At 64.1% G+C, this 25432-nt stretch carries 30 protein-coding genes and 1 pseudogene; 19 read left to right on the top strand and 12 right to left on the bottom strand.

The annotated features are described in order from the left end of the window. Window positions 1–66 precede the first annotated feature (66 nt). Together AC6H34_RS01075 and AC6H34_RS01070 are read right to left on the bottom strand one after the other, a co-directional pair. Complete coding sequence (locus tag AC6H34_RS01075) at window positions 67–768, bottom strand: DUF1045 domain-containing protein (RefSeq protein ID WP_497537628.1); 702 nt, start codon at window positions 766–768, stop codon at window positions 67–69. Window positions 769–789: 21 nt separating this feature from the next. Then, window positions 790–2376, bottom strand: a complete 1587-nt coding sequence (locus AC6H34_RS01070) for a gamma-glutamyltransferase family protein (protein WP_497537627.1) — start codon at window positions 2374–2376, stop codon at window positions 790–792. Between the two features lie 102 nt (window positions 2377–2478). Here AC6H34_RS01070 and AC6H34_RS01065 point away from each other — a divergent pair, with 102 nt between their 5' ends. The 5 genes and pseudogenes from AC6H34_RS01065 (at window position 2479) to AC6H34_RS01045 (ending at window position 6231) form a co-directional block, all read left to right on the top strand. Then, complete coding sequence (locus AC6H34_RS01065) at window positions 2479–2724, top strand: hypothetical protein (RefSeq protein ID WP_448146563.1); 246 nt, start codon at window positions 2479–2481, stop codon at window positions 2722–2724. Window positions 2725–2749: 25 nt separating this feature from the next. Next, window positions 2750–3643, top strand: a pseudogene (gene puuE, locus AC6H34_RS01060) (allantoinase PuuE); the annotation flags it as partial. A gap of 13 nt (window positions 3644–3656) precedes the next feature. Next, entirely contained in the window at window positions 3657–4580 is a 924-nt protein-coding gene (locus AC6H34_RS01055) for an alpha/beta hydrolase fold domain-containing protein (protein WP_497537626.1), read from the top strand. A gap of 351 nt (window positions 4581–4931) precedes the next feature. Then, window positions 4932–5234 carry a hypothetical protein gene (locus tag AC6H34_RS01050; protein ID WP_497537625.1) on the top strand — a complete coding sequence of 101 codons (303 nt, stop codon included), beginning with the start codon at window positions 4932–4934 and terminating at the stop codon, window positions 5232–5234. Between the two features lie 409 nt (window positions 5235–5643). Then, on the top strand, window positions 5644–6231 hold the full coding sequence (locus AC6H34_RS01045) for a L,D-transpeptidase (protein WP_448146566.1): 588 nt from the start codon (window positions 5644–5646) through the stop codon (window positions 6229–6231). A 266-nt stretch (window positions 6232–6497) separates the two neighbouring features. On the opposite strand, the gene AC6H34_RS01040 is transcribed toward AC6H34_RS01045, so the two are convergent. The 3 genes from AC6H34_RS01040 to AC6H34_RS01030 form a co-directional block, all read right to left on the bottom strand. Then, a complete protein-coding gene (locus AC6H34_RS01040; RefSeq protein ID WP_448146567.1) occupies window positions 6498–6686 on the bottom strand; it encodes a hypothetical protein in 189 nt (62 codons plus the stop codon). 317 nt (window positions 6687–7003) lie between these two features. Further along, window positions 7004–7222, bottom strand: a complete 219-nt coding sequence (locus AC6H34_RS01035; RefSeq protein WP_497537624.1) for a hypothetical protein — start codon at window positions 7220–7222, stop codon at window positions 7004–7006. A 207-nt stretch (window positions 7223–7429) separates the two neighbouring features. Continuing rightward, on the bottom strand, window positions 7430–7828 hold the full coding sequence (locus AC6H34_RS01030; RefSeq protein ID WP_448146569.1) for an RT0821/Lpp0805 family surface protein: 399 nt from the start codon (window positions 7826–7828) through the stop codon (window positions 7430–7432). A gap of 92 nt (window positions 7829–7920) precedes the next feature. On the opposite strand from AC6H34_RS01030, the gene pdxH reads away from it, so the two are divergent. The 4 genes from pdxH (at window position 7921) to AC6H34_RS01010 (ending at window position 11249) form a co-directional block, all read left to right on the top strand. After that, window positions 7921–8571, top strand: coding sequence for a pyridoxamine 5'-phosphate oxidase (gene pdxH / locus AC6H34_RS01025; RefSeq protein ID WP_497537623.1), 651 nt, complete (start codon window positions 7921–7923; stop codon window positions 8569–8571). Between the two features lie 103 nt (window positions 8572–8674). Further along, the gene (locus tag AC6H34_RS01020; protein ID WP_448146571.1) at window positions 8675–9424 is read left to right on the top strand and encodes an SDR family NAD(P)-dependent oxidoreductase; all 750 of its coding nucleotides are present in this window, start codon (window positions 8675–8677) and stop codon (window positions 9422–9424) included. Between the two features lie 230 nt (window positions 9425–9654). Then, entirely contained in the window at window positions 9655–10473 is an 819-nt protein-coding gene (fabI, locus tag AC6H34_RS01015) for an enoyl-ACP reductase FabI (RefSeq protein ID WP_448146572.1), read from the top strand. A 194-nt stretch (window positions 10474–10667) separates the two neighbouring features. Further along, window positions 10668–11249, top strand: coding sequence for a histidine phosphatase family protein (locus tag AC6H34_RS01010; RefSeq protein WP_497537622.1), 582 nt, complete (start codon window positions 10668–10670; stop codon window positions 11247–11249). Window positions 11250–11328: 79 nt separating this feature from the next. Here AC6H34_RS01010 and AC6H34_RS01005 read toward each other — a convergent pair whose 3' ends face one another. Then, window positions 11329–11598 (bottom strand): hypothetical protein, encoded by a 270-nt coding sequence (locus tag AC6H34_RS01005; RefSeq protein ID WP_497537621.1) that lies wholly within the window; start codon window positions 11596–11598, stop codon window positions 11329–11331. A gap of 167 nt (window positions 11599–11765) precedes the next feature. Continuing rightward, window positions 11766–12023, bottom strand: coding sequence for a PsiF family protein (locus AC6H34_RS01000; RefSeq protein WP_448146575.1), 258 nt, complete (start codon window positions 12021–12023; stop codon window positions 11766–11768). A 198-nt stretch (window positions 12024–12221) separates the two neighbouring features. Between AC6H34_RS01000 and aroC the strand changes: the two genes are divergently transcribed. Beyond that, the gene (gene aroC / locus AC6H34_RS00995; protein ID WP_497537620.1) at window positions 12222–13337 is read left to right on the top strand and encodes a chorismate synthase; all 1116 of its coding nucleotides are present in this window, start codon (window positions 12222–12224) and stop codon (window positions 13335–13337) included. Between the two features lie 95 nt (window positions 13338–13432). On the opposite strand, the gene AC6H34_RS00990 is transcribed toward aroC, so the two are convergent. Next, window positions 13433–14362, bottom strand: coding sequence for a DnaJ C-terminal domain-containing protein (locus AC6H34_RS00990; protein ID WP_497537619.1), 930 nt, complete (start codon window positions 14360–14362; stop codon window positions 13433–13435). A 154-nt stretch (window positions 14363–14516) separates the two neighbouring features. Here AC6H34_RS00990 and AC6H34_RS00985 point away from each other — a divergent pair, with 154 nt between their 5' ends. After that, the gene (locus tag AC6H34_RS00985) at window positions 14517–15227 is read left to right on the top strand and encodes an HAD family hydrolase (RefSeq protein ID WP_497537618.1); all 711 of its coding nucleotides are present in this window, start codon (window positions 14517–14519) and stop codon (window positions 15225–15227) included. Beyond that, a complete protein-coding gene (locus AC6H34_RS00980; protein ID WP_448146579.1) occupies window positions 15227–16036 on the top strand; it encodes a DUF1499 domain-containing protein in 810 nt (269 codons plus the stop codon). Before AC6H34_RS00985 ends, AC6H34_RS00980 begins: the two co-directional genes overlap by 1 nt. Here AC6H34_RS00980 and AC6H34_RS00975 read toward each other — a convergent pair. After that, the gene (locus tag AC6H34_RS00975) at window positions 16021–16929 is read right to left on the bottom strand and encodes an MBL fold metallo-hydrolase (RefSeq protein ID WP_497537617.1); all 909 of its coding nucleotides are present in this window, start codon (window positions 16927–16929) and stop codon (window positions 16021–16023) included. The two genes, AC6H34_RS00980 and AC6H34_RS00975, sit on opposite strands and share 16 nt — an antisense overlap. 393 nt (window positions 16930–17322) lie before the next feature. On the opposite strand from AC6H34_RS00975, the gene AC6H34_RS00970 reads away from it, so the two are divergent. Beyond that, window positions 17323–17535 (top strand): cold-shock protein, encoded by a 213-nt coding sequence (locus AC6H34_RS00970; RefSeq protein WP_448146581.1) that lies wholly within the window; start codon window positions 17323–17325, stop codon window positions 17533–17535. Between the two features lie 104 nt (window positions 17536–17639). After that, entirely contained in the window at window positions 17640–18239 is a 600-nt protein-coding gene (locus tag AC6H34_RS00965) for a glutathione S-transferase (protein ID WP_497539833.1), read from the top strand. Window positions 18240–18265: 26 nt separating this feature from the next. On the opposite strand, the gene AC6H34_RS00960 is transcribed toward AC6H34_RS00965, so the two are convergent. Then, complete coding sequence (locus AC6H34_RS00960) at window positions 18266–18943, bottom strand: helix-turn-helix transcriptional regulator (RefSeq protein WP_497537616.1); 678 nt, start codon at window positions 18941–18943, stop codon at window positions 18266–18268. Between the two features lie 99 nt (window positions 18944–19042). Here AC6H34_RS00960 and AC6H34_RS00955 point away from each other — a divergent pair, with 99 nt between their 5' ends. Beyond that, a complete protein-coding gene (locus AC6H34_RS00955; protein ID WP_497537615.1) occupies window positions 19043–19942 on the top strand; it encodes a DMT family transporter in 900 nt (299 codons plus the stop codon). An 89-nt stretch (window positions 19943–20031) separates the two neighbouring features. Here the strand turns inward: AC6H34_RS00955 and AC6H34_RS00950 are convergent, their stop codons facing one another. Continuing rightward, on the bottom strand, window positions 20032–20658 hold the full coding sequence (locus AC6H34_RS00950) for an outer membrane protein (protein ID WP_448146584.1): 627 nt from the start codon (window positions 20656–20658) through the stop codon (window positions 20032–20034). Window positions 20659–20906: 248 nt separating this feature from the next. Continuing rightward, entirely contained in the window at window positions 20907–21395 is a 489-nt protein-coding gene (locus AC6H34_RS00945; protein WP_448146585.1) for a hypothetical protein, read from the bottom strand. Between the two features lie 188 nt (window positions 21396–21583). On the opposite strand from AC6H34_RS00945, the gene AC6H34_RS00940 reads away from it, so the two are divergent. The 4 genes from AC6H34_RS00940 (at window position 21584) to moaD (ending at window position 25324) form a co-directional block, all read left to right on the top strand. Further along, window positions 21584–22333 carry an SDR family oxidoreductase gene (locus tag AC6H34_RS00940; protein ID WP_448146586.1) on the top strand — a complete coding sequence of 250 codons (750 nt, stop codon included), beginning with the start codon at window positions 21584–21586 and terminating at the stop codon, window positions 22331–22333. A 114-nt stretch (window positions 22334–22447) separates the two neighbouring features. Next, window positions 22448–24418 carry an excinuclease ABC subunit UvrC gene (gene uvrC, locus AC6H34_RS00935; protein ID WP_497537614.1) on the top strand — a complete coding sequence of 657 codons (1971 nt, stop codon included), beginning with the start codon at window positions 22448–22450 and terminating at the stop codon, window positions 24416–24418. 52 nt (window positions 24419–24470) lie between these two features. Continuing rightward, window positions 24471–25076, top strand: coding sequence for a CDP-diacylglycerol--glycerol-3-phosphate 3-phosphatidyltransferase (gene pgsA, locus AC6H34_RS00930; RefSeq protein WP_448146588.1), 606 nt, complete (start codon window positions 24471–24473; stop codon window positions 25074–25076). Beyond that, window positions 25073–25324, top strand: a complete 252-nt coding sequence (gene moaD, locus AC6H34_RS00925) for a molybdopterin converting factor subunit 1 (protein ID WP_497537613.1) — start codon at window positions 25073–25075, stop codon at window positions 25322–25324. Before pgsA ends, moaD begins: the two co-directional genes overlap by 4 nt. Window positions 25325–25432 lie beyond the last annotated feature (108 nt).

Below are 25432 nucleotides of genomic sequence, written 5' to 3'. Positions count from 1 at the left end.
CCGGCAGAAACGATTCACCAGGATCGTTTGTAACCCGTCGAGTGGGGCGGAACGATGGCCGCCCCTTCAGCCGAGCATGGCGATGCTCAGCACCCGGAAGCGGCCCCCATCTTCCTGCCTGAAGAGACCGAGACGGTCGAGGTTCAGCCGGGGAGCGACGTTCAGGGCCTTGGCGCGCTCCGCGAGGAGGCTGCCGACCTCACCCGCTTTCGTGATGGCGCCGGTCAACGTCATGTGAAAACGGAACTCCTCCAGCACGTAGGGATACCCATGGGCGTCGAGATAGGCGCGCTGCCGCTCGCTGAGGCGGGCAGGGTTCCGTTTGGCGACCTCGGCCTGGGTGAGAGGAGCGCGCAGGGCGTCGAAATGCCTGACGACGGCGCCTTCCAGGCTGGCCAGCCCCTCGGGCGGGGCGGCGGGAACGAGAGCGAGAAAGGCGCTGTCGGGACGGGAGGAGGCGATTGCCTTCACGATCCACTCACCGAGGTCGACCGGCCTGTGCGCTGCCGCGAAGTCTTCGAGGCTCTTCGCGAGCCTTGTTTCATCGCCGCCGCCATTGAGCCGGAACGGCGCCTTCAGCGTGGCGTGGTAGCCGTAGAGCCTGGGATCGGCGGTCATCGCATGCCAGTCCTCGGCGGTGATGTCGTCGGGCCGCCATTGGGGGACGGTCTCGCCGGTATAGGCGTCATAGCCCAGCACCTCGCTGCCGAAGCGCCAGAGGGCGCTGTCGGGGGCGGGCACATAGTAGACGGCGTAGCGTGTCGGCATTCTCAGCGTTCCGATTGACTGTCAAAGACCCGATGCGCCGCCATCGGCGCGCGGATCATGCATGGCTTCGATGCGGCCGTCCCTTGCGTGGCGGACGAGCGCGCCGGAATGGCCGAACTCATCCGCATAGGCCGCGCCGATGTCGATGGGATGACCGGCTCGTTCGAGGGCGCCGTAGAGCGCATCGTCGAAACGGCTCTCCATGAAGAGTATCGGATGCCTGCTCGTGCTATCCCGCTTGAACACGAAACGCGGTGCGTCGATCGCATCGGCGACGCCCTCGCCAAGGCGATAGCGCGAGAAGACCTGCGCCAGGATCTGCGGCTGGGCGTCCCCGCCCATGGTGCCGAAGGGCATCAGGCGGCCGTCCGAGAAATGCGCCATGGCGGGATTGAGGGTGTGGAAGGGCAGGCGGCCCGGGGCGAGCGCGCGCAGCGAGCGTGGGTCGAGCGAAAAGGCCATGCCGCGGTTCTGCATGAGCAGGCCAGTCTTCGGCAGTACCGTGCCGGAGCCGAAATCCCAGAAGATGGATTGGATGTAGCTGACGGCGATGCCCTGGTCGTCGACGGCGCCCATCCAGACCGTATCGCCTGGCGGTCCGGGCAGGGGGCCTGGCGCGACGCGGGACATGGAGATGGCTGCGGCCTCTCGTTCGAGGAAGGCCGGGGCGAGGAAGGCGGCTGGGTCCGCCGTCATCATCACGGGGTCCGCCAGGATGCGATTGCGCACCGCCGTCGCCCGCTTGCTGGCCTCGACCAGCCCGTGAATGTGCTCGAAGCTGCCGGCACGGCGGATGGCGAGGCGATCGAGGAGGCCGAGGATGATCAGGGTCGAGATGCCCTGGCTGGGCGGCGGCAGGTTGAAGAGCGTAACACCCGGCAGCGGGAGGCTCAGCGGTTCGCGCAGCCTTGCCTGGTAGCGCCGCAGATCGTCGCGCGTGACGAAGCTGCCGGCCCGATCCAGATCCGCAGCGATCTCGCGCGCGGCATCTCCCCTGTAGAAATCATCGAGCCCGGCATGGCCAAGCTGATCCAGCAACCCCGCAAGGGCGGGCTGCAGGAGGCGTTCGCCGGCCGCCAGCGGCTTGCCATCGGCCATGAACTGGGCGGCGAAGCCGGAAGCCGCCCGCAGTTCTTCGAATTCACGGGGCTCGACCCGTCCCTGCGACGGCGAGACCGGGAAGCCGTCGCGGGCATGGCGAATCGCATCCTCCAGGAGGACAGGCAGCGGCAGCCTGCCGCCGAAGGCTCTCGCCATGTCCGCGGCGACCTGCCACCCGCTGATGGCGCCCGGAACCGTGAGCGCCGCCAAGGCGCCGCGCGAGGGGATCTCATCATGGCCGAGGTCGCGATAGGCCCTGATCGTCGCGCCGGCACCCGCCGGACCGCAGGCCTGGATGGCCCGCACCTGCCTCCTGGTGTCCGTCACCAGCCAGAAACCGTCGCCGCCAAGGCTGTTGTTGTGCGGATAGACGACGCCGATGGTGGCGGCCATGGCGATCATGGCCTCGATCGCGTTGCCGCCCTGGACGAGGATGCGCTGACCCGTCTCGCAGGCCAGATGATGCGGCGCAGCGACGGCGGCGTGACCGAAGACGGGCGTTTCCATGGGGTAGTGTCACTCTCATTGCCGTTTTGTCATCCGCCTGAGGCGTAGCAAAGCGCATCCTGATGGTATAGAGCGTTAGGCAAGAACTTCACGGAACGTGCCATGCCTAGCTCTGACAAATCCATCAACTGGACCAGCCTGATCACGATCTGCTCGGCCGCCATCCTCATCGGCACGGAGCTTCTGGGAGCCGCCTGGGCTTCCGGCTGGGCGCTGGCCGGCTTCTTCCAGCTCGGCTCGACGGTGGAGACGATCCTGCAGGTTGTGTTCGCCCTCTGCGCCCTCTACGCGATCTTCGTCTTCCTGAGGCAGGCCAATCGCGTCGAACCGGTCTTCAAGCGCAACTGAGCCCTTCGCCATGCCGATACCGCCGCTGCCCTACCCCCGCGACCTGCGCGGCTATGGCCGCCATACGCCGGACCCACAATGGCCCGGCGGCGCCAAGGTCTGCGTGCAGTTCGTGCTGAACTACGAGGAAGGCGGCGAGAACAACATTCTGCATGGGGATCCCCATTCGGAGGCTTTCCTCTCCGACATCATGGGTGCCGCCAATTGGCCCGGGCAGCGCCACTGGAACATGGAATCGATCTATGAATACGGGGCTCGCGCCGGCTTCTGGCGGCTCTGGCGCCTGTTTACCAGCCGCGATGTGCCCGTGACCGTCTACGGTGTCGCCACGGCGCTGGCTCGTTCGCCGGAACAGGTCGCGGCGATGAAGGAGGCCGATTGGGAGATCGCCAGCCACGGCCTGAAATGGATCGAATACAAGGACGTGCCGATCGAAATCGAGCGGGAGCATCTCGCCCAGGCGATCGCCCTGCACCGCGAGGTCACCGGCGAGCGTCCGCTCGGCTTCTATCTCGGCCGCGCGTCGATGAACTCCAATGATGTGGTGATGGAGGAGGGCGGTTTCCTCTATTCCTCCGACAGTTATGCCGATGACCTGCCGTACTGGGTGAAGGGGCCGAAGGGCCCCCATCTCATCATTCCCTACACGCTGGAGGCCAATGACATGCGCTTCGCCACGGCACAGGGCTTCAACACCGGCGAGCAGTTCTTCACCTATCTCAAGGACACGTTCGACGTGCTCTATCGCGAGGGCAAGGAAGGATCGCCGAAGATGTTCAACGTCGGATTGCATTGCCGCCTGGTCGGCCGTCCCGGCAAATCCGCCGCGCTGGAGCGCTTCGTGGATTATGTGCGCTCGCACGAGGATGCCTGGATCGCCCGGCGGATCGACATCGCCCGCCATTGGCGGGCGATGCATCCGGCCTGAAGCAATGGGTGCGAGCTTCGCCTCGCGTTCCCTCCACGCCCTCTTTCGCCTGATGCAGGTGAAGCGCTGGGCCAACCCGGCGGCACTGAATTTTCTGATCCGCCTCAGCCGCCGGAGCGGCGCGGCCAGGCCGTCGGGCCGGCTGCGCTCCCTGTGTTCCATCCGGCACAGGCAGGTGCATGGCGACCGCCTCTTCGACCTCGTGCCGCGTGCGGGCGGCAGGCCGCCTTTCCATCTGTTCTACCTGCATGGCGGAGCCTATTCGATCGATATCGGCTTCGTGCATTGGCAGTTCGTCGAGGCGATGATCCGCCTCACCGGCTGTAGCGCTCGCGTGCCGCTCTATCCGCTCGCGCCCGAGCATGGCCATGAGGAAGCCCTGGCGAGTGCGCTTGTCCACTATCGTGATCTTTGCGCCGAAGTGCCGGCGGAACGCATCGTCGTCATGGGCGATTCGGCCGGCGGAGGCCTGTCGCTCGCCCTCGCCCAGGCCCTGCCGCCAGCCCGGCTGCCGCAACCGGGCCAGATCGTACTGCTCTCCCCATGGCTCGATCTCACCATGAGCGATCCGGCGACGCTTGCCCACCAGGCGCGCGATCCGGTGATCAAGGCGGAGGCCGCGCTCGCTGCGGCTCGCCTCTATGCCGGCGACCTGCCCCTGGAAGATCCGCGCGTCAGCCCCGTCTATGGGGAGGTCAGGGGACTTGCACCGGTCACCGTATTCACCGGCACCAGTGATCTGCTCTATCCCGATGCACGGCGCCTGATGCAGCGCATGAAGGCTGTGGGACAGCAGATCGAGATCGTGGAATATCCGGACATGGTGCATGCCTGGATGCTGCTGCCGTTGCCGGAGGGGCTGGAGGCGCGCGAGCGGCTCGCCGCGATGCTGCTGGGCAAGTTCGGCGCTGGGCAAGCCGCTCGCTGAGGCAGTCGATCGGGTGGGGTGCGTATGCTGTTCCCTGGGGAATAGCTTGGGGATCGCCGACGCGCGATAAGGAGGCACGCAAGGGCCATCGATCCTTCCGATCATTCCTGGTGTGCGCTTTCGCATAGGAGGGCCGGTGCGAATCCGGTTTCCTTAGGTCACGCCGGTCAACTAGCGGCGTCTTCCGGGAAACAGCGCCCGCAGCGTCGAGAACGCGTGCGACATGCCGATAGGCCCCGACAGCGATGTGCCAAAACGCACAGCGCGGCAAGGGCGTTTCAAATTAACCATTGCCCCATCGACGGAGCCGAAGATCGTTATGAGCCTTCGTCGAATTGTCGGGGAAATTCGATGTTGACCTACAACGCACGCCAGACCTGGAACGACGACGTCGAAGTGTCGTCGCCGGACCTCACGGACCTGCACCGTGCCTACGTGTCGTCGATCCGCCAGCACCAGCAACTCTTGTCCGAGTTGTGCAAGACGTTGTCCAAGCTCGGTGTTGCCATCGACAACTCTCCTCTTGATTCGCAGGAGCGCGATGCGCTCTCGGCCGGAATCGGACTTCATGTCGATTCCGCCCTCGGCATCATTGCCGGCATCGACAGCGCACTGAGCTTTACGGCTCCGACCCGCCCTGCAGTCGCCCACTGATTACGCAGTAGTGCGGCGACCTGCCGTGCCAAATTGCACGTTGTGCGGTGGCACGAGACTTGGCGCCGTGTTTCCAATACCCTTCCACACACAGGGTTCCTTGAGCGGACATGCTTTCACCGAAGCATGTCCGCTCTTTTTTCGTGGTCCGAACAGGATCGTGCTTCCGGAATTCTCGGCATTCCTCCGCCCGTTCCGGCTCTCGCTACCCCAAAAAGCGTATGATATTGGCAACACTTCATATTTTTTGCGCGAACGACATTGACACTTTTCGTCCGTTTCTCTTTCGTGAAGTTAATGTTTTGAAGCTCCCGGCACGTTTTGTTCGCCTCGTGCCGCCGGCCTTAACCGAACAGTAACCATACCAGCGGCGGTACTCATGCCACGCGGTCATTTCTTCGGGGGTACTATGAAGTTGGTTCGTCTCGCACTGCTTGTGGCAGTCACGGTGAGCCTGGCTGCCTGCCAATATGCCAAGACGCCGGATCCGGTGCTTTCGGAACGCGATGCTCAGTTCATGGCGATGATTCCGACCGCCATGGAAGATCCGATGTTCGCCCGATACATGGTGGACAATCCCACCAGCCAGCCTCCGGGCGTGGTGGTCGTCGAGACCAAGCAGCATCTCCTTTACTACACCATGCCGAATGGCAAGGCGATGCGCTACGGCGTGGCCCTCGGCAGCGAGGCTTTCGGGTGGACGGGCGAGGCCGTGATCGACCATAAGGCTGAGTGGCCCGACTGGAATCCGCCGGCGGAAATGGTTGCCCGCTGGCCGCACGTCAAGAAGACGGCCGGTGGCTGGACCAACCCGCTGGGAGCGCGGGCCATGTATCTTTTCCATGACGGCAAGGACACGCTGTATCGCATTCACGGCACCAACGAACCGGAAAAGATCGGGCAGAGCGTCTCGTCCGGCTGCATCCGCATGCGGAATATCGACGTGATCGATCTCTACAATCGCGTCAGTGACGGCACGAAGGTGATCGTGCGCTGATATAGAAGGGCGCCGTCGCCGGTGCCTTTGCTCCTGGTTGGTATCGAAACGACGAAGCCCCGGTTTTGCCGGGGCTTCTTGCTTGGCGACGCCATTTCGTAGCGGGCCGTATCAAGAGGGCCATGCACTCTCGTCCTCCTCCGTCGCTCATGGGAGAAATGGAGGAGCGCAAGGGATTCGCCTCAAGGCGGGCGCAAACGTACGGATCAACCCGCGGAGAGAATTCCCCCGCAGCGTGGCGTACCGCAAAGTAAGACTGGCCTGGCTCAGTCCTGCGCCATCTGCTGAAGGCGGGTATAGGCCGCCTCGGCGCTCATCTGGCGTTGGTCCTTTTCCTTCCGGACGGCGCCGACGGCGGCCGCGAGCGCTGGCATGGCGATCTTGCCGTAACGATCCTCGAGCTTTTCCCGCTTGGCTGGAGCGGGTTGCTGGAGACGCGATCCCTCGATGTCCATGGTACGGTCCTCAAGCTACATACAAGCAGCTCTTGCGTAAATTTTATGCAAGGCTGCCAATTACTTGAGCATAAAATTACAGGAATGTGGCGGCATTTGTGACGGGTCTGCGACATGTATATCCTGAATACGACGCATCCTGCCGGTTTTATGAGGGCTGTTGCAGGAACGTCACAGGTCGGAACCGGTCTATATTCGATAAAAAAGCCACGCCTTCCCAGGCGCGGCTGCGATTTGGAGCCGATTTGGCCGAATATGACGCTTCGGTCACGGGTGTCGGCGCGCGTCGTATTTCGACAAGAGGAGCTGGCGCGGAATCAGGCAGCGAGGTGGTCGTCGTCATCCCGCAGGCAGGCCGGCATTTCATGCTTGGGCTTGGCCGCCTTGGTTTCCTTGCGGGCGACCTGCGCGGCAGCGGCGGCGACGGCAGAGATGCCGATCGCGCGATAGAGATGCTGGAGCTGTTCGCGGGCTGGGCCCTGCGAAGTTTGCTTGTGCTCGACCGGTTGCGGGACCGGAATAGGGGAGGCAGTCATTGGTAACTCCTAACGCAACTGCACGCTCTACTTGCAATCACCCTGTCGGTGCATTGAAGCGAGGTGAGGGCGGGACTGTGAATATTTGACGGCGAAACTATCATGGTTAACGTGATAGGCCCGTGATACTTCGCACAATGCCCGTGTAGGGTACGCCGTGCTTGCTGAACGTAGGCTTAACCGTGCCGGATCGGGCGCAAAGAATCGTCACGCATGGGGGAGGGCCCAGGGCTGGACGCTCACGACTGTCCAGGCGCCGCCGCCCTTCTGGCATCCCTTGCCTTGATACCATTGCGTGTTGCCGCTCTGGCTGAGGGCGGCAACGAAGCTGCGGCAGGTTGTCTTGTTCTCGACGAAGGCATCGGCGACCGGCGTCACGGAGCCGTGCGAGTCTCCTTCGGTATTCGACCACAGGATCGAAGCGCCTGGATTTTGCGGAGCCATCGCCGCCTGAAGGGCCAGCTTGGTCTTGTCCCAGTCGGCATCCGTCATGCTGGCATTGAGGCGATTGTCCTGGCTCGGGATCGAGCCGGTGGCCGTCTTGTCTTCGGATGAACCGAAGATCGGGCCGAGCGGGGTGGAAATGGCGCAGCTACATAAAATCATGCTCGTGAGCAGCACGGAGAGTGGGCCACGAGCGCGTCGCACGCTATAAGCAGCTTTGAAATCGAACCGGCCGAACACCTTGGAGCCACCCCATGACAGTAACGTTAGGTAACCCTGCCACAGGCGAGTTAACATCGGGTGACTCCAAGGACTTTCTCGATTCCCGCGAACCTTTTCTGCTGTTTGCTCAATGGCTTGGCGAAGCAGAAAAATCCGAGCCGAACGATCCCAACGCCATGGCCCTAGCAACCGTGGATGCCGATGGCCTGCCCGATGTCCGGATGGTGCTTCTGAAGGGCCTCGATGACAGGGGCTTCGTGTTCTACACCAACACCCAGAGCGCCAAGGGCAACGAACTGGGCGCCAATCCCAAGGCCGCCCTGCTGTTCCATTGGAAGAGCCTCCGGCGCCAGGTCCGCATTCGCGGGCCGGTGGAGCGGGTCACGGACGCGGAGGCGGACGCCTACTATGCCACGCGCCCGCGCGGCAGCCGGATCGGGGCCTGGGCCTCGCAGCAGTCACGCCCGCTCGAAAGCCGTTTCGCCCTGGAAAAGGCGGTGGCTTCCTACACGGCGAAGTTCGGTCTGGGCGAGATTCCCCGCCCGCCGCATTGGACCGGTTTCCGCATCCTGCCCGTGCAGGTCGAATTCTGGCACGACAGGCCCTTTCGCCTGCATGACCGTCTCGTTTTCCGGCGAGGGGCGCCGGAAGGGGGCTGGTCGCGCGACCAGCTCTACCCCTGATGCGATTTCGTTTTTTTGCCGCATTTCATTCCGGCAGGCCAATGCCTATGTGTGAGGCCGGGGCGCGATCGCGCCATGTCATTTCCAGCGAACGGCCCTTGCCATGACCACCAGTTCTTCCCATACCCAGCGCGCCATGCTGCTCACCGGTGCATCCCGCGGCATCGGGCATGCGACGGTGAAGCGCTTTTCCGCGGCCGGCTGGAGGGTCATCACCTGCTCCAGGCATGCCTTTCCCGAGGAGTGCCCCTGGGAGGCCGGTCCCGAGGATCACATTCAGGTCGATCTCGCCGATCCCGCGAACACGGAGGAGGCCATTGTCGAAATCAAGCGGCGGCTGAACGGCTCCGGCTTGCATGCGCTCGTCAACAACGCGGCTATCTCTCCCAAGAACAAGAAGGGCGGGCGCCTGGGCAGCATCGACACGAGCCTGGCGGATTGGCAATGGGTCTTCCAGGTCAACTTCTTCGCGCCCATCATGCTGGCCCGCGGCCTTATCGAGGAACTGGAACAGGTCAGGGGCTCGGTGGTGAACGTCACCTCGATCGCGGGCGCGCGAGTCCATCCCTTTGCCGGCGCGGCCTATGGTACTTCCAAGGCGGCGCTCGCGGCGCTGACCCGGGAGATGGCTTCGGACTTCGCGCCGCGCGGCATCCGCGTGAATGCCATCGCGCCGGGAGAGATCGACACCTCCATTCTCTCGCCGGGCACCGACAAGATCGTAGCCCAGATCCCGATGCGCCGGCTGGGTACGCCCGACGAAGTGGCCAAGACCATCTACTTCCTGTGCACGGACCAAAGCTCCTATGTGAATGGTGCCGAGATCGCCATCAACGGTGGCCAGCACGTTTAGCCGGGTCTGTCGCTGGTCGAGTGTCGGCGGGCTCCCGTTGCCGTTCGCGCGGGTTTTTCCTAACCGGAGCGTTCCCGGCCCCATCGGCCGCCGACGCCGATGACGGACGCGGCGGTCTCGATCCGGGCAGTGCCTCTCCTTGGAACTCCCCGAAAAAAGGCTGAACGCCCCTTTCCCGCCGCGCGGCCTTCCGTTATTCATGCCGTTCCTTTCGAATAGGCAGTTGCGGAATGACAGCAAGTGGATTGATGGCCGGCAAGCGCGGCCTCATCATGGGTGTGGCGAACAACAGGTCGATTGCCTGGGGCATTGCCAAGGCATGCAGGCAGCACGGTGCCGAGCTTGCTTTCACCTATCAGGGGGATGCTCTCAAGAAGCGTGTCGAGCCTTTGGCGGCGGAACTCGATGCCCTCGTCGTCGGTCATTGCGACGTCACCGATGGCGATACGATCGACGCCGTCTTCGCGGAGGTCGAGGCCAAGTGGGGCAAGCTCGACTTCGTCGTCCATGCCATTGCCTTTTCCGACAAGGACCAGCTCGACGGGCGCTATATCGAGACGACCGAAGAGAACTTCACCAAGACCATGCTGATCTCCTGCTATTCGCTCACCTCGGTCGCCCAGCGCGCCGAGAAGCTGATGACGGATGGCGGCTCGCTCCTGACGCTGACTTATTACGGCGCCGAGAAATGGATGCCGCATTACAATGTGATGGGCGTTGCGAAGGCGGCCCTCGAGGCAAGCGTGCGCTATCTCGCCGCCGATCTCGGCGAGAAGGCGATTCGCGTGAATGCGATTTCGGCTGGCCCGATCAAGACCCTCGCCGCCTCCGGCATCGGAGATTTCCGCTACATCCTGAAGTGGAACGAATACAACGCTCCCTTGCGCCGTACCGTGACCATCGAGGAAGTGGGCGAGGCTGGGGCCTATCTCCTGTCGGATATGTCGCGCGGCGTGACCGGTGAAGTTCACCATGTCGACGCCGGCTATCACGTCGTCGGCATGAAGAATCCCACCTCGCCCGACATCACCCTTGCCGGCAAGGACTGACAGGGCGGCAAGGGTGGGTAGCGCGGGCCGAATCTTTCCCTCACCGAAAAGTTTCTGGACTTTTCCGCGGGATTGTTTTCGGCTCCACAAAGTCGCCTCGGACCTTCCTGGGGCGACACGGAACAGTGGATTTGAGTGTCCGCGGGCCTTCGTGCCTGCTGCGATACCAGGGCGTCAGAACAAGGAACAGGCTCGTGGCGCACACCCTTTATTTCATGCGCCACGGCGAGACGAACTGGAACGCCGAGGCGCGCCTGCAAGGCCAGCAGGATGTCCCGCTCAATGATGTCGGCCGCGACCAGGCGGCGGAAGTGGGGCGCAGGCTTGTCGGCGTCCTTTCGGAGCCGGATGGCCTGCCCTGGCAGGTCAGCCCCCTGGGACGCACGCGGGAGACCGCCGAACTGGCGCGCAAGGCCATAGGCCTGCCGCCGGCACGCTACAAGCTGGACGATCGGCTGAAGGAACTCACCTTCGGCGACTGGGAAGGCAAGACCTGGGCTGAACTGCGCTCGATCGACCGCAACATGGTCAAGGCCCGCTCGGCCGACAAATGGGACTATGTGCCGCCGCGCGGCGAGAGCTACGCCATGCTGCGCGATCGCATCGCCGGGTGGCTGAAAACGGTCAATCAGGACCTGGTGGTCGTGAGCCATGGCGGCGTGGCCCGCGTCCTTCTGACTCTCCTTACCGGCATGCCCGGCAACGAGGCGGCGGATGCCGCCATCTGGCAGGGCAAACTCCTCATCTTCCGGGGCAAATCCGCCGAGTGGATCTGAGGCCATGCCCCGATCGGCTTGCCGGGGCAACTGAAAGGCCGGTCTTTCAACCGGCCTCCATCATTCCGTAAAGCCGCGATCAGGCGCCGCTATGGTGCTTGCAGTTGGCCTCGAAGCGGCTGAGGGCCTTGCCGTGCAGCTTCTTCGCATGGCCCTGCGCCATGCAGGACTTCGAGTAGGAGGTCTTGTGCACGTGCTTCTTGGCGGGTTTCGCCGGCTTCATGGTGTCTTGCGCGGGGGATGCCGCATAGGGAGCCGGGCTTGGCGTGGTCTGGGCAAAGGCGACGCCCGTGCCGAGCGACAGCGCAAAGACCATCGCAGATATAATGGCAGGTCGAAGGATTTTCATGGGGAACTCCTCTTCAGAGCATAACCTCCAGGATAACCTCACCACTCTCCCAACAATACTTCATAGCCTTGGTGAAATTGAGGCTGTCAGGCCTTCGCCTGCCCCGACGATCAATAAAGAAGGCCAGCCGGTGGACTGGCCTTCATCACTGTTCACCCGTCGTTGGCCTAGGCGGCCGGGCCACCGTGGCTCTTGCAGTCGTTGCGGAATTTCTTGCGGGCCTTGCCATGCAGCCCTTGCTTGTCGGCAGCCGCCGAACAGGCCTTGGAAATAGTCTGCTTCTGATCGCTGCTCATGGCTGGCTTGGCCGGCTTCATGGTCGGTGCCGGCGCGGTGGGAGCCGGTGTCGTCTGGGCATAGGCACCGCCGATGCCGAGGGCCAGTACGGCAAGGGCTGGCATGAGCACGTTTTTCAGCATTTTCATGGAGATCTCCTCCCGGAGGTCGAACCTCGAGGACCTGGTTTTGCCACCCACCCGTGTGCTGCCATGAGGGGAAGACTTGGTTAAATTGTGGCGTCTCCCGTTATTCCGCTACGTCATTCGACAAAACTGTGCAAAGCCGTTCCCTGCCGGGCCTTCCATGCTGTAGAAGGCTGCGCAAATCGGTCTCGGCAGGTTCCCATGTCCTTCAATACATTCGGTCAATTGTTTCGCGTCACCACCTATGGCGAGAGCCATGGCGTCGCGCTGGGATGCGTCATCGACGGTTGCCCACCGCGTCTGCCTGTCAGCGAGGCGATGATCCAGGGCTTCCTCGACCGCCGCAAGCCGGGGCAGAGCCGTTTCACCACCCAGCGCCGCGAGCCCGACCAGGTGCGCATCCTGTCGGGCGTGATGGCTGACGAGACGAGCGGCGAGCTGCTCACCACGGGCACGCCGATCAACCTGATGATCGAGAACGTCGACCAGCGTTCCAAGGACTACGGGGAGATCAAGGACAGATACCGGCCAGGCCATGCCGACTATGCCTATGACATCAAATACGGCTTGCGCGACTATCGGGGAGGGGGACGGTCCTCCGCCCGCGAGACGGCTTCCCGCGTGGCCGCCGGAGCCATTGCACGCCAGGTCGTGCCCGGCGTGAGCATCCGCGGCGCGCTGGTGCAGATGGGACCGCACAAGATCGATCGTGCGCGCTGGGACTGGAACGCGATCGACAGCAATCCCTTCTTCTGCCCCGATCCGGTGATGGCTGAGTTCTTCGAGGAGTATCTCGACGGGATCCGCAAGGCGGGCTCTTCCATCGGCGCGGTGATCGAGGTGGTAGCCGAGGGAGTGGCAGCCGGTCTGGGCGCACCGATCTACGGCAAGCTCGACGGCGACCTCGCCGCGGCGATGATGAGCATCAACGCCGTGAAGGGCGTGGAGATCGGTGACGGCTTTGCCGCGGCGGAACTCGGCGGGGAGGAAAACGCCGACGAGATGCGCATGGGCAATGACGGCAAGCTCCTGTTCCTCTCCAACCATGCCGGCGGCATTCTGGGAGGGATCTCGACTGGCCAGCCCGTCGTGGTGCGCTTCGCCGTGAAGCCGACCTCATCGATCCTGCAGACGCGCCGTACGGTCGACCGCTACGGCCACGACACCGATATCGTGACCAAGGGCCGTCACGATCCCTGCGTCGGCATCCGCGCGGTACCCGTGGGCGAGGCGATGATGGCATGCGTGCTGGCGGACCATGTGCTGCGCCATCGCGGCCAGGTAGGAACGCCGGTGGAGTGGCCGTTCAGGAAATAGGGCGGCATCGGCGGCCGTTTCCAGGCGCAGCCTCAAGCGGGGATTGGGGTGGTGATCACCACTCCACCCATCTCGCCTTTCGAACGGAACCGGCCTTACCGCCCGATGTCGTAGCCCTTGTCGCGCAGCTTGACGAGGGCAGCTTCCAGATCCTCGTCGAGCTTGTCGGGCATGATGATGCGCGGCTGCACGATGAGATCGCCCGGGCCGTCCTTCTCCTGAACGCCCTTGCCCTTGAGCCGGAACGAGCGCAGGCCCGTGGTGCCCTTCGGCAGGGTGAGGTCGACCGAGCCGTCCAGCGTGGGTATGCGCACCTTGGCGCCGAGCGCGGCCTCGTAGAGGGTAACGTTGACGTCGACGCGGACATTCTTGCCCTCGGCGCGGAACATGTCGTGCGGCGCCACCGCCACCGTGATCAGCGCATCTCCCGCTTCCCCACCGAAGGGACTGGGCTCGCCCTGGCCGCGCAGGCGAATGGTCTTGCCAGGTGTGATGCCTGCCGGGATCGACGCATCGACCATCCGGCCGGAGCCGAGGTCGACACGAGCCTTTCCACCCAGGGCCCAGATCGTGAAGGGGATCTGTCCGGTGACGTGGATGTCGTCGCCGCGCGGCGGCGCGCCGCGCGGTCCAGCGCCGCCCCGCTGCGCCCGCCCGCCGAACATCTCGCTCAGGATATCGTCAAATCCACCGCCGCCGCCAAATCCGCCGCTGCGGCCTCCGGAGCCGAAATTGAATTCAAAGTTGCCGCCGTCGCGGGAAAAGCCGCCCGGTCCCGCCGCGTTCTCGAAGCCCTGGAAGCGCGGCTTGCCCTCGGCATCGATCTCGCCCCGGTCGAACTGGGCACGCTTCTTCTCGTCGCCGACGATCTCATAGGCGCCGTTTACCTCCGCGAACTTCGCCGCGGCCTTGTCATCCTTGTTCTGATCGGGATGGTACTGCTTGGCTAGCTTGCGAAAGGCCTTCTTGATCTCGGCCAGGCTCGCCGTCTTGGAAACGCCAAGCACGCTGTAGGGGTCACGCATAATCATCCTCCGGCCGGCCCCCTGATGGGCAGTCGGCTGCCGTGGCTCAAAGCCCACGATGTGCTGGAAACATGGGATTTATCAGCGGATTCCGCAATATGCTTGCGAGCCCAAATTACCTGTGCATGAAGAAAGCTTCGAGCTTACGGGATTCATGATGCCGATACGTGCCATTCTCTTCGACAAGGACGGAACCCTGGTCGATTTCCATCTCACCTGGAGTGCCGCCGCCTATGCCGCCATGCAGCGCCTGAGCGGAGGCGATCCGGAGAAGATGGCCCGGCTGGTCGAGATCAACGACTATGACCTGGCGACGCACAGCATCCGTCCGACTTCGGTGCTCGTGGCACAATCCTCGGCCGATTACGGCGTGACCTGGGCCGAAGCCCTCGGCGAGACCGCCGACAGCGCTTTCTTCTCGCAGATGGACCGCATCTTCATCGAAGAGGGCCTCAAGCATGTCACGCCCATCGGCGATCCGCCGTGGTTGCTGTCGAACCTGAAGTCCAAGGGCTACCTCACCGGGATCTGCACCAATGATTCCGAAGCCGGCGCCCGGGCGCATTGCGAGAAGCTCGGCCTGTTGCCCTGGCTCGACGCCGTGCTCGGCTATGATTCCGGCCACGGCCGCAAGCCGGATCCGGGCCCGGTGCTCGGCTTTGCCGAAGCATTCGGGGTCATGCCCCGTGACATCGCGCTGGTGGGGGATTCCACCCATGACCTTCATGCGGTCAAGGCTGCCGGCGGCACGGCCATAGCCGTGCTCTCTGGTTTCGCCGGGCGCGAGGAACTGGAGCCCCACGCCGATCACGTGATCGGCAGCGTGATGGAACTGCCGGCACTTCTCGAATCGCTCGAACACTGATGTTCCGGCGACCCGCTCCGCCGCCGACGAGTTGGGCCACATCCTCGCGCCTGGCGGCCGTGTTCGCCTTCGAAGCCGTCCTGATCTGCCTGGTGCTGCTGCGCTTTCACCTTGCACCGATGAGCGCGGCCTTTGCCGCGCTGGTCGGCAGCCTGGTCGTGGCGGTCCTTGCACTTTCGTTCGCCATGGTCGCCTTCGTGCTGATCTGGCGCAAGGGCGAGCGCGGCTTCGGGCGGGCATTGGCGGGTTTCGTACTGGCGCTGCTGCTGATCGCGCCCGCGGGGTTTGCTTCGTGGCTGGCCTTGAGCGTACCGGCCATAGTCGACGTTTCCACCGATCCGAACGATCCGCCGCCGTTGTCGCACGCCGAGAAGGAGCGGCCCGCCGATGCAAATCCCGTCTCCTACCCGGCCGAGAGGGCGGCCTATCAGCGCAAGGCGCTGCCGCAGATCCAGTCCCTGCTGATCGATATCCCGCCCGACGATATCCGCAAGCTGGTGTTGCGGTTGATGCAGGAGCGCCGATGGCGGGTGGTGGCGGACCTGCGGCTCGCCGAAACGGCCGCTCGCGTGCGCCTGCCCGACATCGCGCCTTCCGATCGCATAGAGGCGGTCGCGAACTCGACCCTGTTCGGCACCACGGATGACATTGCCGTGCGCATCCGGGTGGAGGATGGAAAGACGCGTGTCGACATGCGTTCGGCCGCCCGCTACGGCTCCTATGATTTCGGAGCGAATGCGGGCCACGTCCAGAGGTTCCTGGCCGATCTGCGCGACCGCGCGCTCCTGCCCGATCAGGCCAGCCAGTAGGTTCCCTCGAACGAGGGCGGCCCCTGCGTGCCGGCGCGGCCCTGCTGTACGAGATCTTCGAGGTGGGCGAAGAGGTTGAGTGCCGCAGCGCCGAACAGGGCTGGTTGTATCCCAGTGTAGACTTTTACCGTCAGCGCCGCGATCGTGGCGGGGCCCTGCCGCAGCGCCTCCAGGATCGAGGCTTCCCGCATCAGGCGATGGCGGATCGTGGCCTCGACGAAGCGCTGGGGTTCGGCTACCGGCCCGCCGTGACCCGGGAAGTATCGCGTCTCCGGCCGCCCGATCAGCTTGCGCAGAGATGCCATGTACTCGCCCATGGCGCCGTCGGGCGGGGCGATGATGCTGGTCGACCAGGCCATGACGTGATCGCCCGAGAGCAGTACATCGTCGCCTGAAAGCGAGAAGGCCAGATGGTTGGCGCAATGGCCGGGGGTGGCGATGGCGGCGAGGCGCCAGTCCCTTCCTTCGATGGCCTCCCCGTCCGCCAGGACGACGTCCGGCACGAAGGACATGTCTCCCGCCGCATCGAGGAGATTGACCTCGCCCCGATGCATGGGGCGGGCGCTGCGATGCGGACCGGCGCCGAACGTCCGCGCACCTGTCGCCGCCACGAGGGCGGGAACGGCGAGGGAATGGTCGCGATGGGTGTGCGTGACGACGATCGCCTCGACACGCTCTCCCTCCAGCGCAGCCAGAAGCGCGGCCACGTGGCCGGCGTCGTCCGGTCCCGGATCCACGATCGCGACGCTGCCGTGCCCGACAATATAGGAGCAGGTCCCCGTGAAGGTGAAAGGTCCGCCGTTGGGGGCGATGATGCGCCTGACGTTGGCCGACAAGTCTTCGACGACGCCGGGCGCGGCCGGCTCTCGGTTATACGGAATGTCTTCACTCATGGCCCAAGCATCCATGCGAATTGTCGAAGCAGCAAGGGCCTCGTTCCTTCATTCGAATACTCGCAGCAAGATCGCCTCTTGCGCACGGACGCCCTTTGGATGAAACTCACGGTTCTAGGACGTGTCGTCAGGTATGGTCTCGGTTGGACGGAAGCGATTTTCGCCAGGTGAGAATTCATCGGGCAAGAGCGCGCCGCTACCGAGCGGTGAGGTGAAGAACGGTCGGCTGCTGCGTCGCATCGCTTGCCAATACGGATGTATCGGTCTGTGCAATGCCCCCTCCCATCTGGCCACTTCCGATCCCATCCAGTTCCGGACCATACCTGACGACAGGCCCTTGTGGTGGGGAATGGATCCGGTCGTTCGGGGCTGGATCAGGACCGGGAGTGGAAGATGGCGCAGAGCGGCACCGTCAAGTTCTTCAACGCCCAGAAAGGCTACGGCTTCATTACGCCGGATGATGGTGGGCGCGATATTTTCGTTCACGTCACAGCAGTCGAAAGCTCCGGTCTTGGAACGCTTTCGGAAGGGCAGAAGATTTCCTTCGATGTCGAACCGGACAAGAAGGGCAAAGGCCCCAAGGCAGTGAATCTGGTGAAGGCCTGAGGCTTCTTTCCGACGGGTTGCAGAACCCGCCGGCCGAAATAGAGTATCGGAATTGGATCGCTCCGCCGGGGCGCTTCGTGATTCCAACGCTGGATTTCGGCCTCATGCAACTGCGCTCCTCGCCTGCCTCTCCCTTTGGACGGAAAGTCAAGATCGCAGCCCATTACCTTGGGCTGTCGGACCGGATCACGGTCGTTCCCGCCGATACCAATGACCCGCAGGATTCTCTGCGTAGCCAGAATCCGCTCGGCAAGATCCCCGTCCTCCTGCTCGACGACGGCACGGCGCTGTACGACAGCCGTGTGATCCTCGATTACCTCGACATGCTGGCCGGAGGCGGTCGCATCATTCCCGGCGGAACCGCGCGCTACGAGGTCCTGACCCGGTTGGCGCTCGCCGACGGCATCATGGACGCGTCCCTGCTGCGGGTCTACGAGGGACGGTTTCGCGATCCCGAGCATCACAGCGCGCGCTGGCTCGAGATCCAGACCGGCAAGGTAGAACGCGGGCTGGCGGAGTTCGAAAGGCGGGCAGGCACCTTCGATCCTTCGCTCGATGCCGGCAGCATCGCGCTCGCCTGCGCCCTTGGTTACCTCGACCTGCGCTTTGCCGGCGCCTGGCGCAACGATCATCCCGGGCTTCTGGCATGGCTCACGGAGTTCGAGGCCGGGGTTCCGTCCTACTCCCTGACGCGGCCGGCGTGACCCGATCCGGGAGAAGCGGCGGGCCGTCACTCCCGTCGCTTTTCCCAGGCGAGGCGCAGCTTTGCGCCTTCTCCCTCGAAGCGCTCGTCGGTGAGCCGGCATTGCCGGATGCGGTCGGCGCGGAAGCTGCGGAAGTCCTGCCGCAACTCGCACCAGCCGATGACATGCATCACCTCGACATAGTAGACCACGCCGATCGGCCGGATGACGCGCTCGCTCGGCCGCCCCTCGGCATCGGCGTAATGGAGCATCAGCTTGCGCTCGTCGCGAATGGCCGAACGCACCATGGCGAGATCCACGGTGACGGGCTCGGGCTGGACCCATTGCGGCACATATAGGCTGCTCCTGTCGATGGACTGGCGCGCCGGCGTCGGCAGGACGGTGGCGATCTTGGCACGGATTGAATCCGCGGCGTTCTTCAAGCCCTTGTCGTTGGTGCGCTCGAGCAGGCCCAGCGCTACCACGAGCGCCTCCACTTCCTCGATCGACAGCATGAGAGGCGGCAGGTCGTAGCCCGCGCGCATGACATATCCGATGCCGGCCTCCCCGTAGATCGGCACCGAAAGCGCCTGGAGCGAAGCGATGTCGCGATAGACCGTGCGTTTGGTGACCTCCAGCTGGCGGGCGATGGCCTCGGCCGTCACCGGCTTCCTGGCCACACGCAGAAGCTGGATTATTTCGAACAAGCGGGTGGTGCGGCGCATGCGATTCTTCCGGCGATGATCCGCTGCAAACACTGCTGACAGATTCCTGTCAGCATGGTTCTGCTTGAATCGCCTCCTGTCAACCCATGGAGGCCTGCGATGACTGCCGTATCGAATTCATCTGGCCGTCCCACGCTCGCGCCACATCAACGGGGGCTGCTCCTGGTGGCATTCTCCGCCGTTCTGTGGAGCACGGCGGGCTATTTCACCCGGGCGGTACCGATCGAGTTTGCCAGCCTGCTGTTCTGGCGGGGCCTGTTCGGCGCGGCCACCAGTTTCCTCTTCGTGCTCGCGTCGGAAGGACGTCGCACCTGGCGGGCCTTCCTTGGCATCGGGCGTGTCGGCCTGGCGTTCTGCCTGCTGTCCGGCTGCGGCATGGCCTGCTTCGTGGCCTCTCTGACTTTGACGAGCGTGGCCCATGTCTCCATCATCTATGCCTGCGTCCCCTTCGTCGCAGCCGCCCTTGCCTGGCTGACGATGCGCGAACGCACCTCATGGGCACTGCTGGGAGCCAGCTCGGCGGCACTAGTCGGGGTAGGGGTGACGGTCGCCGGCAGTGCGGGCGAGGGAAGTCTCGCCGGCGACGCGCTGGCGCTCGCGATGACAGTAATCGTTGCGGCGTTCACCGTTCTGCGGCGGCGCTTTCCCGACGTGCCTCTCGCTCCGGCGGCCAGCATCTCCGCCTTGCTGCCGGCATTGGCCGTCCTGCCCTTCCTGTCCGGCTGGCCAGCCGGCGGGCGGGAGTTCACTCTCCTCGCCGCCTTCGGCATCACCAATATGGGTCTCGCACTCCTCTGTTTCACCGTCGGCGCCAAGCTTATTCCGGCGGGGCAGACGGCGCTTGTCAGCGCACTCGAAACACCGCTCGCTCCGCTCTGGGTCTGGCTGGCCTTCGACGAAACGCCTCGCCCGGCCACGTTGATAGGCGGCGGCATCGTGCTTGTCGCGGTGTTTGCGAATGTCGTCTGGGAGAGCCGTGCCGCAAAGCCCGCCGGTTGACGGGGAGGGGGTGCCTTGCCCCGCTTTGAAAAACGAAAAGGCCCGGCGGTTTGCCGGGCCTCGTCGGGGCGTACTGCCTTCCGATCCGATCAGAAGTGATAGTTGACGCCCAGCTTGATGTCGCTGCCGCTGTAAGAGGCGCGGGGAATGGCATCCACGTCGTAGTCACCGCGCGCCAGGCTGGTGTAGTTATACTCGGCACGCAACGAGATCTCCGGCGTCACGCGATATTCCAGGCCGAAACCGGCAGTCCAGCCGACGAGGAAGTTGCTGTCGCTGCGGACATACTTCATCTCGACATTGCCGCCGGCGATACCAGCCTTCACATAGGGCAGGAAGTCGCCGAATGCGTAGCCCACGCGAGGCGTGATCGAGCCGTTGAAGCCGAGAGTTCCGCGGCCGCCCATCCATTTGTCGGTGATGTCGGCGTAGTTGAGCGAACCTTCGATGCCGACGACGATCGGATCATATTGCAGGTTGTAGCCGGCCTGAACGCCGCCGGTCCAACCGGTAGCCTGGTTGAGGCGCCAGCCTGGTGGATCGAAGTCGCCGGAGAAGCCGTAACCGATGTTTGCACCGGCATAGAAGCCGGTCCAGGTCACTGTCGTGGCAGGTGCCTGATAGGCAGGTTCCTGCTCCTGGTAGCGCGGAATGTCGGCAGCATATGCGGAGCCGGCGATCAGCGTCGCTGCCGTGGCAAGAAGAAGCTTTTTCATCGTGAACTCCTGGTACTCATACTCGCGATGACGCCGGTCTCCCAACCCATCGAGCAGTCCTGTTCCGTGGTACGTTAAGACTCTTAAGAGAAAGTTGCCTGATTAGTTCATTAAAGCGATTTAACAAGGCAATATTGTGGCGTATCATGAAGTCATTTTGATAATACTTTGTTAACTATATTTTTGATGGGATATCTATACGTAAGTTGTTGACTCGAAGAACATGGTTGGTGGGAAGTTAATGCTTCTCAAGGAGGAGCCAGTGCCTCCGCCGGGATGTCCCAGGACGCCGCATAGGGCGTCGGAGCATTTGCGAAGTCTGGTTTGACCGCACTCAGATCGTAGTTGAAGGTCGCCGCCTTGGCGGACCAGCGATTATGGCCGGCGCCGCCGCAAGCGAGGCTGTCGCTGGCATTGCCTACGACCGGGCCGGGCAGAGCACAGAGGGACAGGGCCTGCGTGCCGCGCAGCCTGGCAATATCCGCGGCCGCGTCGCCGCTGGCGTCACGCGGGATGGAGCCGACGATGTCGGGGTCGCCATTGCCCTCGGAGCGGCGCTGCCCTTTGGCGTCGGCCTGCTGGGCCGTGCCGGCCAGGACCGGGGCCTTGGTCATGTTCACGAAGCGTCCTGTCCACACCATCGACAGGGAAGCGGGCGCGGCATCGCCAGCCTGCGCTCCCTCCATGAGAGGCTGCGCAGCGATGATCGCACAAGTGAGGAAGGTGACCTTCAGCATTGTGTGTCCCGGCTGGCCCGGTGGGCCCGATATGCCTGTTGAACAATGCTGGTGGATTTTGCGACGTTAACGCTGGGCAGGAACTTGGCTGCAGCGTAAACGAAACATGAAAAGCGACGAACCGTGAATTCCGGATCAATAACAGGCCTTGTCTGTAAAATTTCCGGCTCTGATTGGGAAAGGATGGCATGGTGGAAGCTGGAGGACCGCGGCGTGCACTGGTGACGGGCGCCGCCAAGCGGATCGGCCGCGAGATCGCCCTTGGCCTGGCTCGCCAGGGTTATGATGTCGCCCTGCACTGCAACCGTTCACGCGAGGAGGCCGACGAGCTTGCCGGCGTGATCGATGCTCTCGGACGAAAGGCCCCCGTCGTGGTCGGCGACCTCGGCGCCGGCGATGAGGTAGGCCGCATCGTCGCGGAAGCGAAGGAGGCGCTCGGGCCGCTGACGCTTCTCGTCAACTCGGCCTCGATGTTCGTGCCCGATGCCGTCGGCAGCCTGGAGGCGAAGAACTGGAACAAGCAATTCGCCGTCAATGCCCAGGCACCGATCTTCCTGACCCAGGCTTTTGCTTCCCAGGTCGAGGGCGGCACCCGCGATCCTTCCGTCGTCAATCTGATCGACCAGCGCGTGCTGCATCCGCGCCCCGACTACGTTTCCTATTATCTCAGCAAATCGGTGCTCTACGTCGCCACGCAGACACTCGCGCAGGCGCTCGCTCCCCGCATCCGGGTCAATGCCATCGGCCCCGGCCCCACGCTGCAGGCGGCGTCGCAAACCCCCGAGGAGTTCGCGGCCGAGGCTGCCGGCACACCGCTCGGACATGGAAGTGACGTGGCGGATATCGTCGAGGCGGTGCTCTATCTAGCGGGGGCGAGGAGTGTCAGCGGGCAGATGATCGCGGTCGATGGCGGCCAGCATTTGGCATGGGCGGGATAGGAAGACTCGGGCGCCCCCTCGCTTCACCTGCCCGTGGCCTCGCGCAGTGGGCAATCCCCCCGATCTTTCACGGCACCTCTCGTCACTGCGCGTTCAGCGCCCTATTTTAGCGCCATGACCGACTCGCCCGATCTTCCCGAGACCGAGGAAGCCTCTTCCTCCGTCGATTTCGCCTTCGATGAAAAAGCCGTGCCGACATCCCTGCGGGCAGGGGCCGCCGTCATCCATGCCTTCTGGAAAACGCTGCCGAATGCGCCGGGCGTCTATCGCATGATCGATGCAGAGGGCACGGTGCTCTATGTGGGCAAGGCGCATTCGCTCAAGAAGCGCGTGGCGAGCTATGCGCGGGGCATCGCGCCCACGGCCCGCATCGCCCGCATGATTTCCGAGACGGCGTCGATGGAATTCGTCACCACGCAGACGGAGACCGAGGCGCTGCTGCTCGAGATCAACCTGATCAAGAGCCTGAAGCCGCGCTTCAACGTTCTGCTGCGCGACGACAAGTCCTTCCCCTATATCCTGCTGACGGGGGACCATCCGGCGCCGCAATTGACCAAGCACCGAGGGGCGCGTACGCGCAGGGGCGATTATTTCGGCCCGTTCGCCAGCGTGCTCGCGGTGAATCGCACCATGAACGCGCTGGAGCGCGCCTTTCTCATCCGCTCCTGCACGGACTCGGTATTCTCCACGCGGACGCGGCCCTGCCTGCTGTTCCAGATCAAGCGCTGTTCCGCGCCCTGCACGGGCGAGATTTCGGTCCAGGACTACGGCAATCTCGTCGGCGAGGCGCGCGCCTTCCTGTCGGGGAAGTCGAAGGCCATCAAGGAGCAGATGGCGCATGAGATGGAGGCCGCTTCCGAACTCCTCGAATTCGAGCGCGCCGCCCGCTATCGCGACCGCCTCGCCGCGCTTTCCGCCATCCAGGCGACCCAGGGAATCAACCCGCGTTCCATCGAGGAGGCCGATGTCTTCGCCGTGCACGAGCAGGCGGGGCAGTTCTGCATCGAGGTCTTCTTCTTCCGCACCGGCCAGAACTGGGGTAACCGCGCCTATTTCCCCAAGGCGGACCGCACCCTGTCCGAGGCCGAGGTGCTCGATGCCTTCCTGGGCCAGTTCTACGACGACAAGCCGGCGCCGCGGCTGATCCTGCTTTCCCATGAGGTGGAGGGGGCAGAACTGCTGCAGCAGGCGCTTTCGCTTCGATCGGGCCATCGCGTCGAGATCGCCGCGCCCAAGCGCGGAGAGAAGCGCGACATGGTCGACCACGCCCTCACCAATGCGCGGGAGGCGTTGGGCCGGCGGCTCGCCGAATCCTCCTCCCAGCTCAAGCTGCTCGAAGGCGTGTCGGAGGCCTTTAAACTGGAAGAGGCGCCGCGCCGCATCGAGGTCTACGACAATTCTCACATCATGGGCACCAACGCGGTGGGCGGCATGATCGTGGCGGGTCCGGAAGGGTTCGCCAAGAACCACTATCGCAAGTTCAACATCAAATCCTCCGAGATCACGCCGGGCGACGACTACGGCATGATGCGCGAAGTGCTGCAGCGGCGTTTCTCGCGGCTGATCAAGGAGAATCCGCGCGATCCCACGCAGACGGCCACGGACAGTGAGCCTGAGGAGGGCATGCCGTCATGGCCCGACCTGGTGCTGATCGATGGCGGGGCGGGCCAGATGCAGGTCGCGCGTGAGGTCTTCGCGGATCTCGGCGTCGAGGATGTCGCGCTGGTGGGCGTCGCCAAGGGCGTAGACCGCGACGCGGGGCGCGAGACCTTCATTGTGGAGGGCAAGCCGCCCTTCAAGCTCGCGCCACGCGATCCCGTGCTGTATTTCGTGCAGCGCCTGCGCGACGAGGCCCATCGCTTCGCCATCGGCGCTCACCGGCAGAAACGCTCGAAATCGCTGAAGGAGGGCGGGCTGCAGGAGATCGGAGGCATCGGACCGCAGCGCAAACGGGCCCTGCTGCGGCATTTCGGCACGCTCAAGGCCATCGAGCGGGCCTCGATGGCCGATCTCGAAGGCTGTCCGGGCATCGACCAGGCGACCGCCCGGAAGGTGTATGCCTTCTTTCACGAAAAGGCGACCTAGGGAGCGTCGAAACCTTGTTGACGCAGCGGCCCTCCCTATGTTCCTTCAAGCCATGACAGCCGTCGCGCCCAAAAAGCGGATATCGCCGCTCTCCCTGCCGAACATCCTGACCTACGGTCGGATTGCCGCCGTGCCGTTGGTCGTCGCCTGCCTGTTCTGGCCCGATGTCATCTGGGTGCGCTGGGTGGCCTTCGGGGCCTTCGCGCTGGCAGCGATCACCGACTATTTTGACGGCTATCTGGCGAGGGCCTGGGGGCAGCAATCCTCTCTCGGCCGCATGCTGGATCCCATCGCCGACAAGTTGCTCGTCTCCTCCTGCCTGCTGATGCTGACGGCGACGGGCACGCTGAGCCTGGGCAATCTGGCCGTGTGGGCCGCCATCGTCATCCTCTGCCGCGAGATCCTGGTCTCGGGCCTGCGCGAGTTCCTTGCCGAGCTGCGGGTTTCCGTGCCGGTCACGCGCCTCGCCAAATGGAAGACGACGGTGCAGTTGCTGGCCGTCGGCTTCCTGCTCGCCGGGCCAGCAGGCGAACGCGTTCTGCCGGGCTGCACCGTCATCGGGCTCGTGCTGCTGTGGGTCTCGGCCGTGGTCACGCTCTACACCGGCTACGACTATTTCCGCAGCGGCGTGCAGCACCTGCTGGAGGAACGGGAATGAAGCTGATCTATTTCGCCTGGCTGCGCGAACGCATCGGCGTGCCCGAGGAGGTCGTCGAACTGCCGTCCGACGTCAAGACCGTCGAGGAACTGATGAAGTGGCTGGCCGGGCGGAGCGAGGCCCATGCCCATGCCTTCGAAAATCCCCGGATCGTGCGCGCCGCCATCGACCGGCGCCATGTCAAGCCGGCGGCCTCGCTCGAAGGGGCAGGGGAGGTCGCCTTCTTCCCGCCGATGACGGGCGGGTGAGAACGCCCATGGCCGGGAGATCGAAGGCAGCGACGCCATTCCGGCTGGAGCAAAGCGGAATGCTGGAAGCCATGAACACGAAGCTGGTTGCGCCCGGGACCGGACGGC

Source organism: Labrys sp. ALF-8, assembly GCF_059699065.1.
This window is presented reverse-complemented; position numbering and strand designations above follow the sequence as displayed.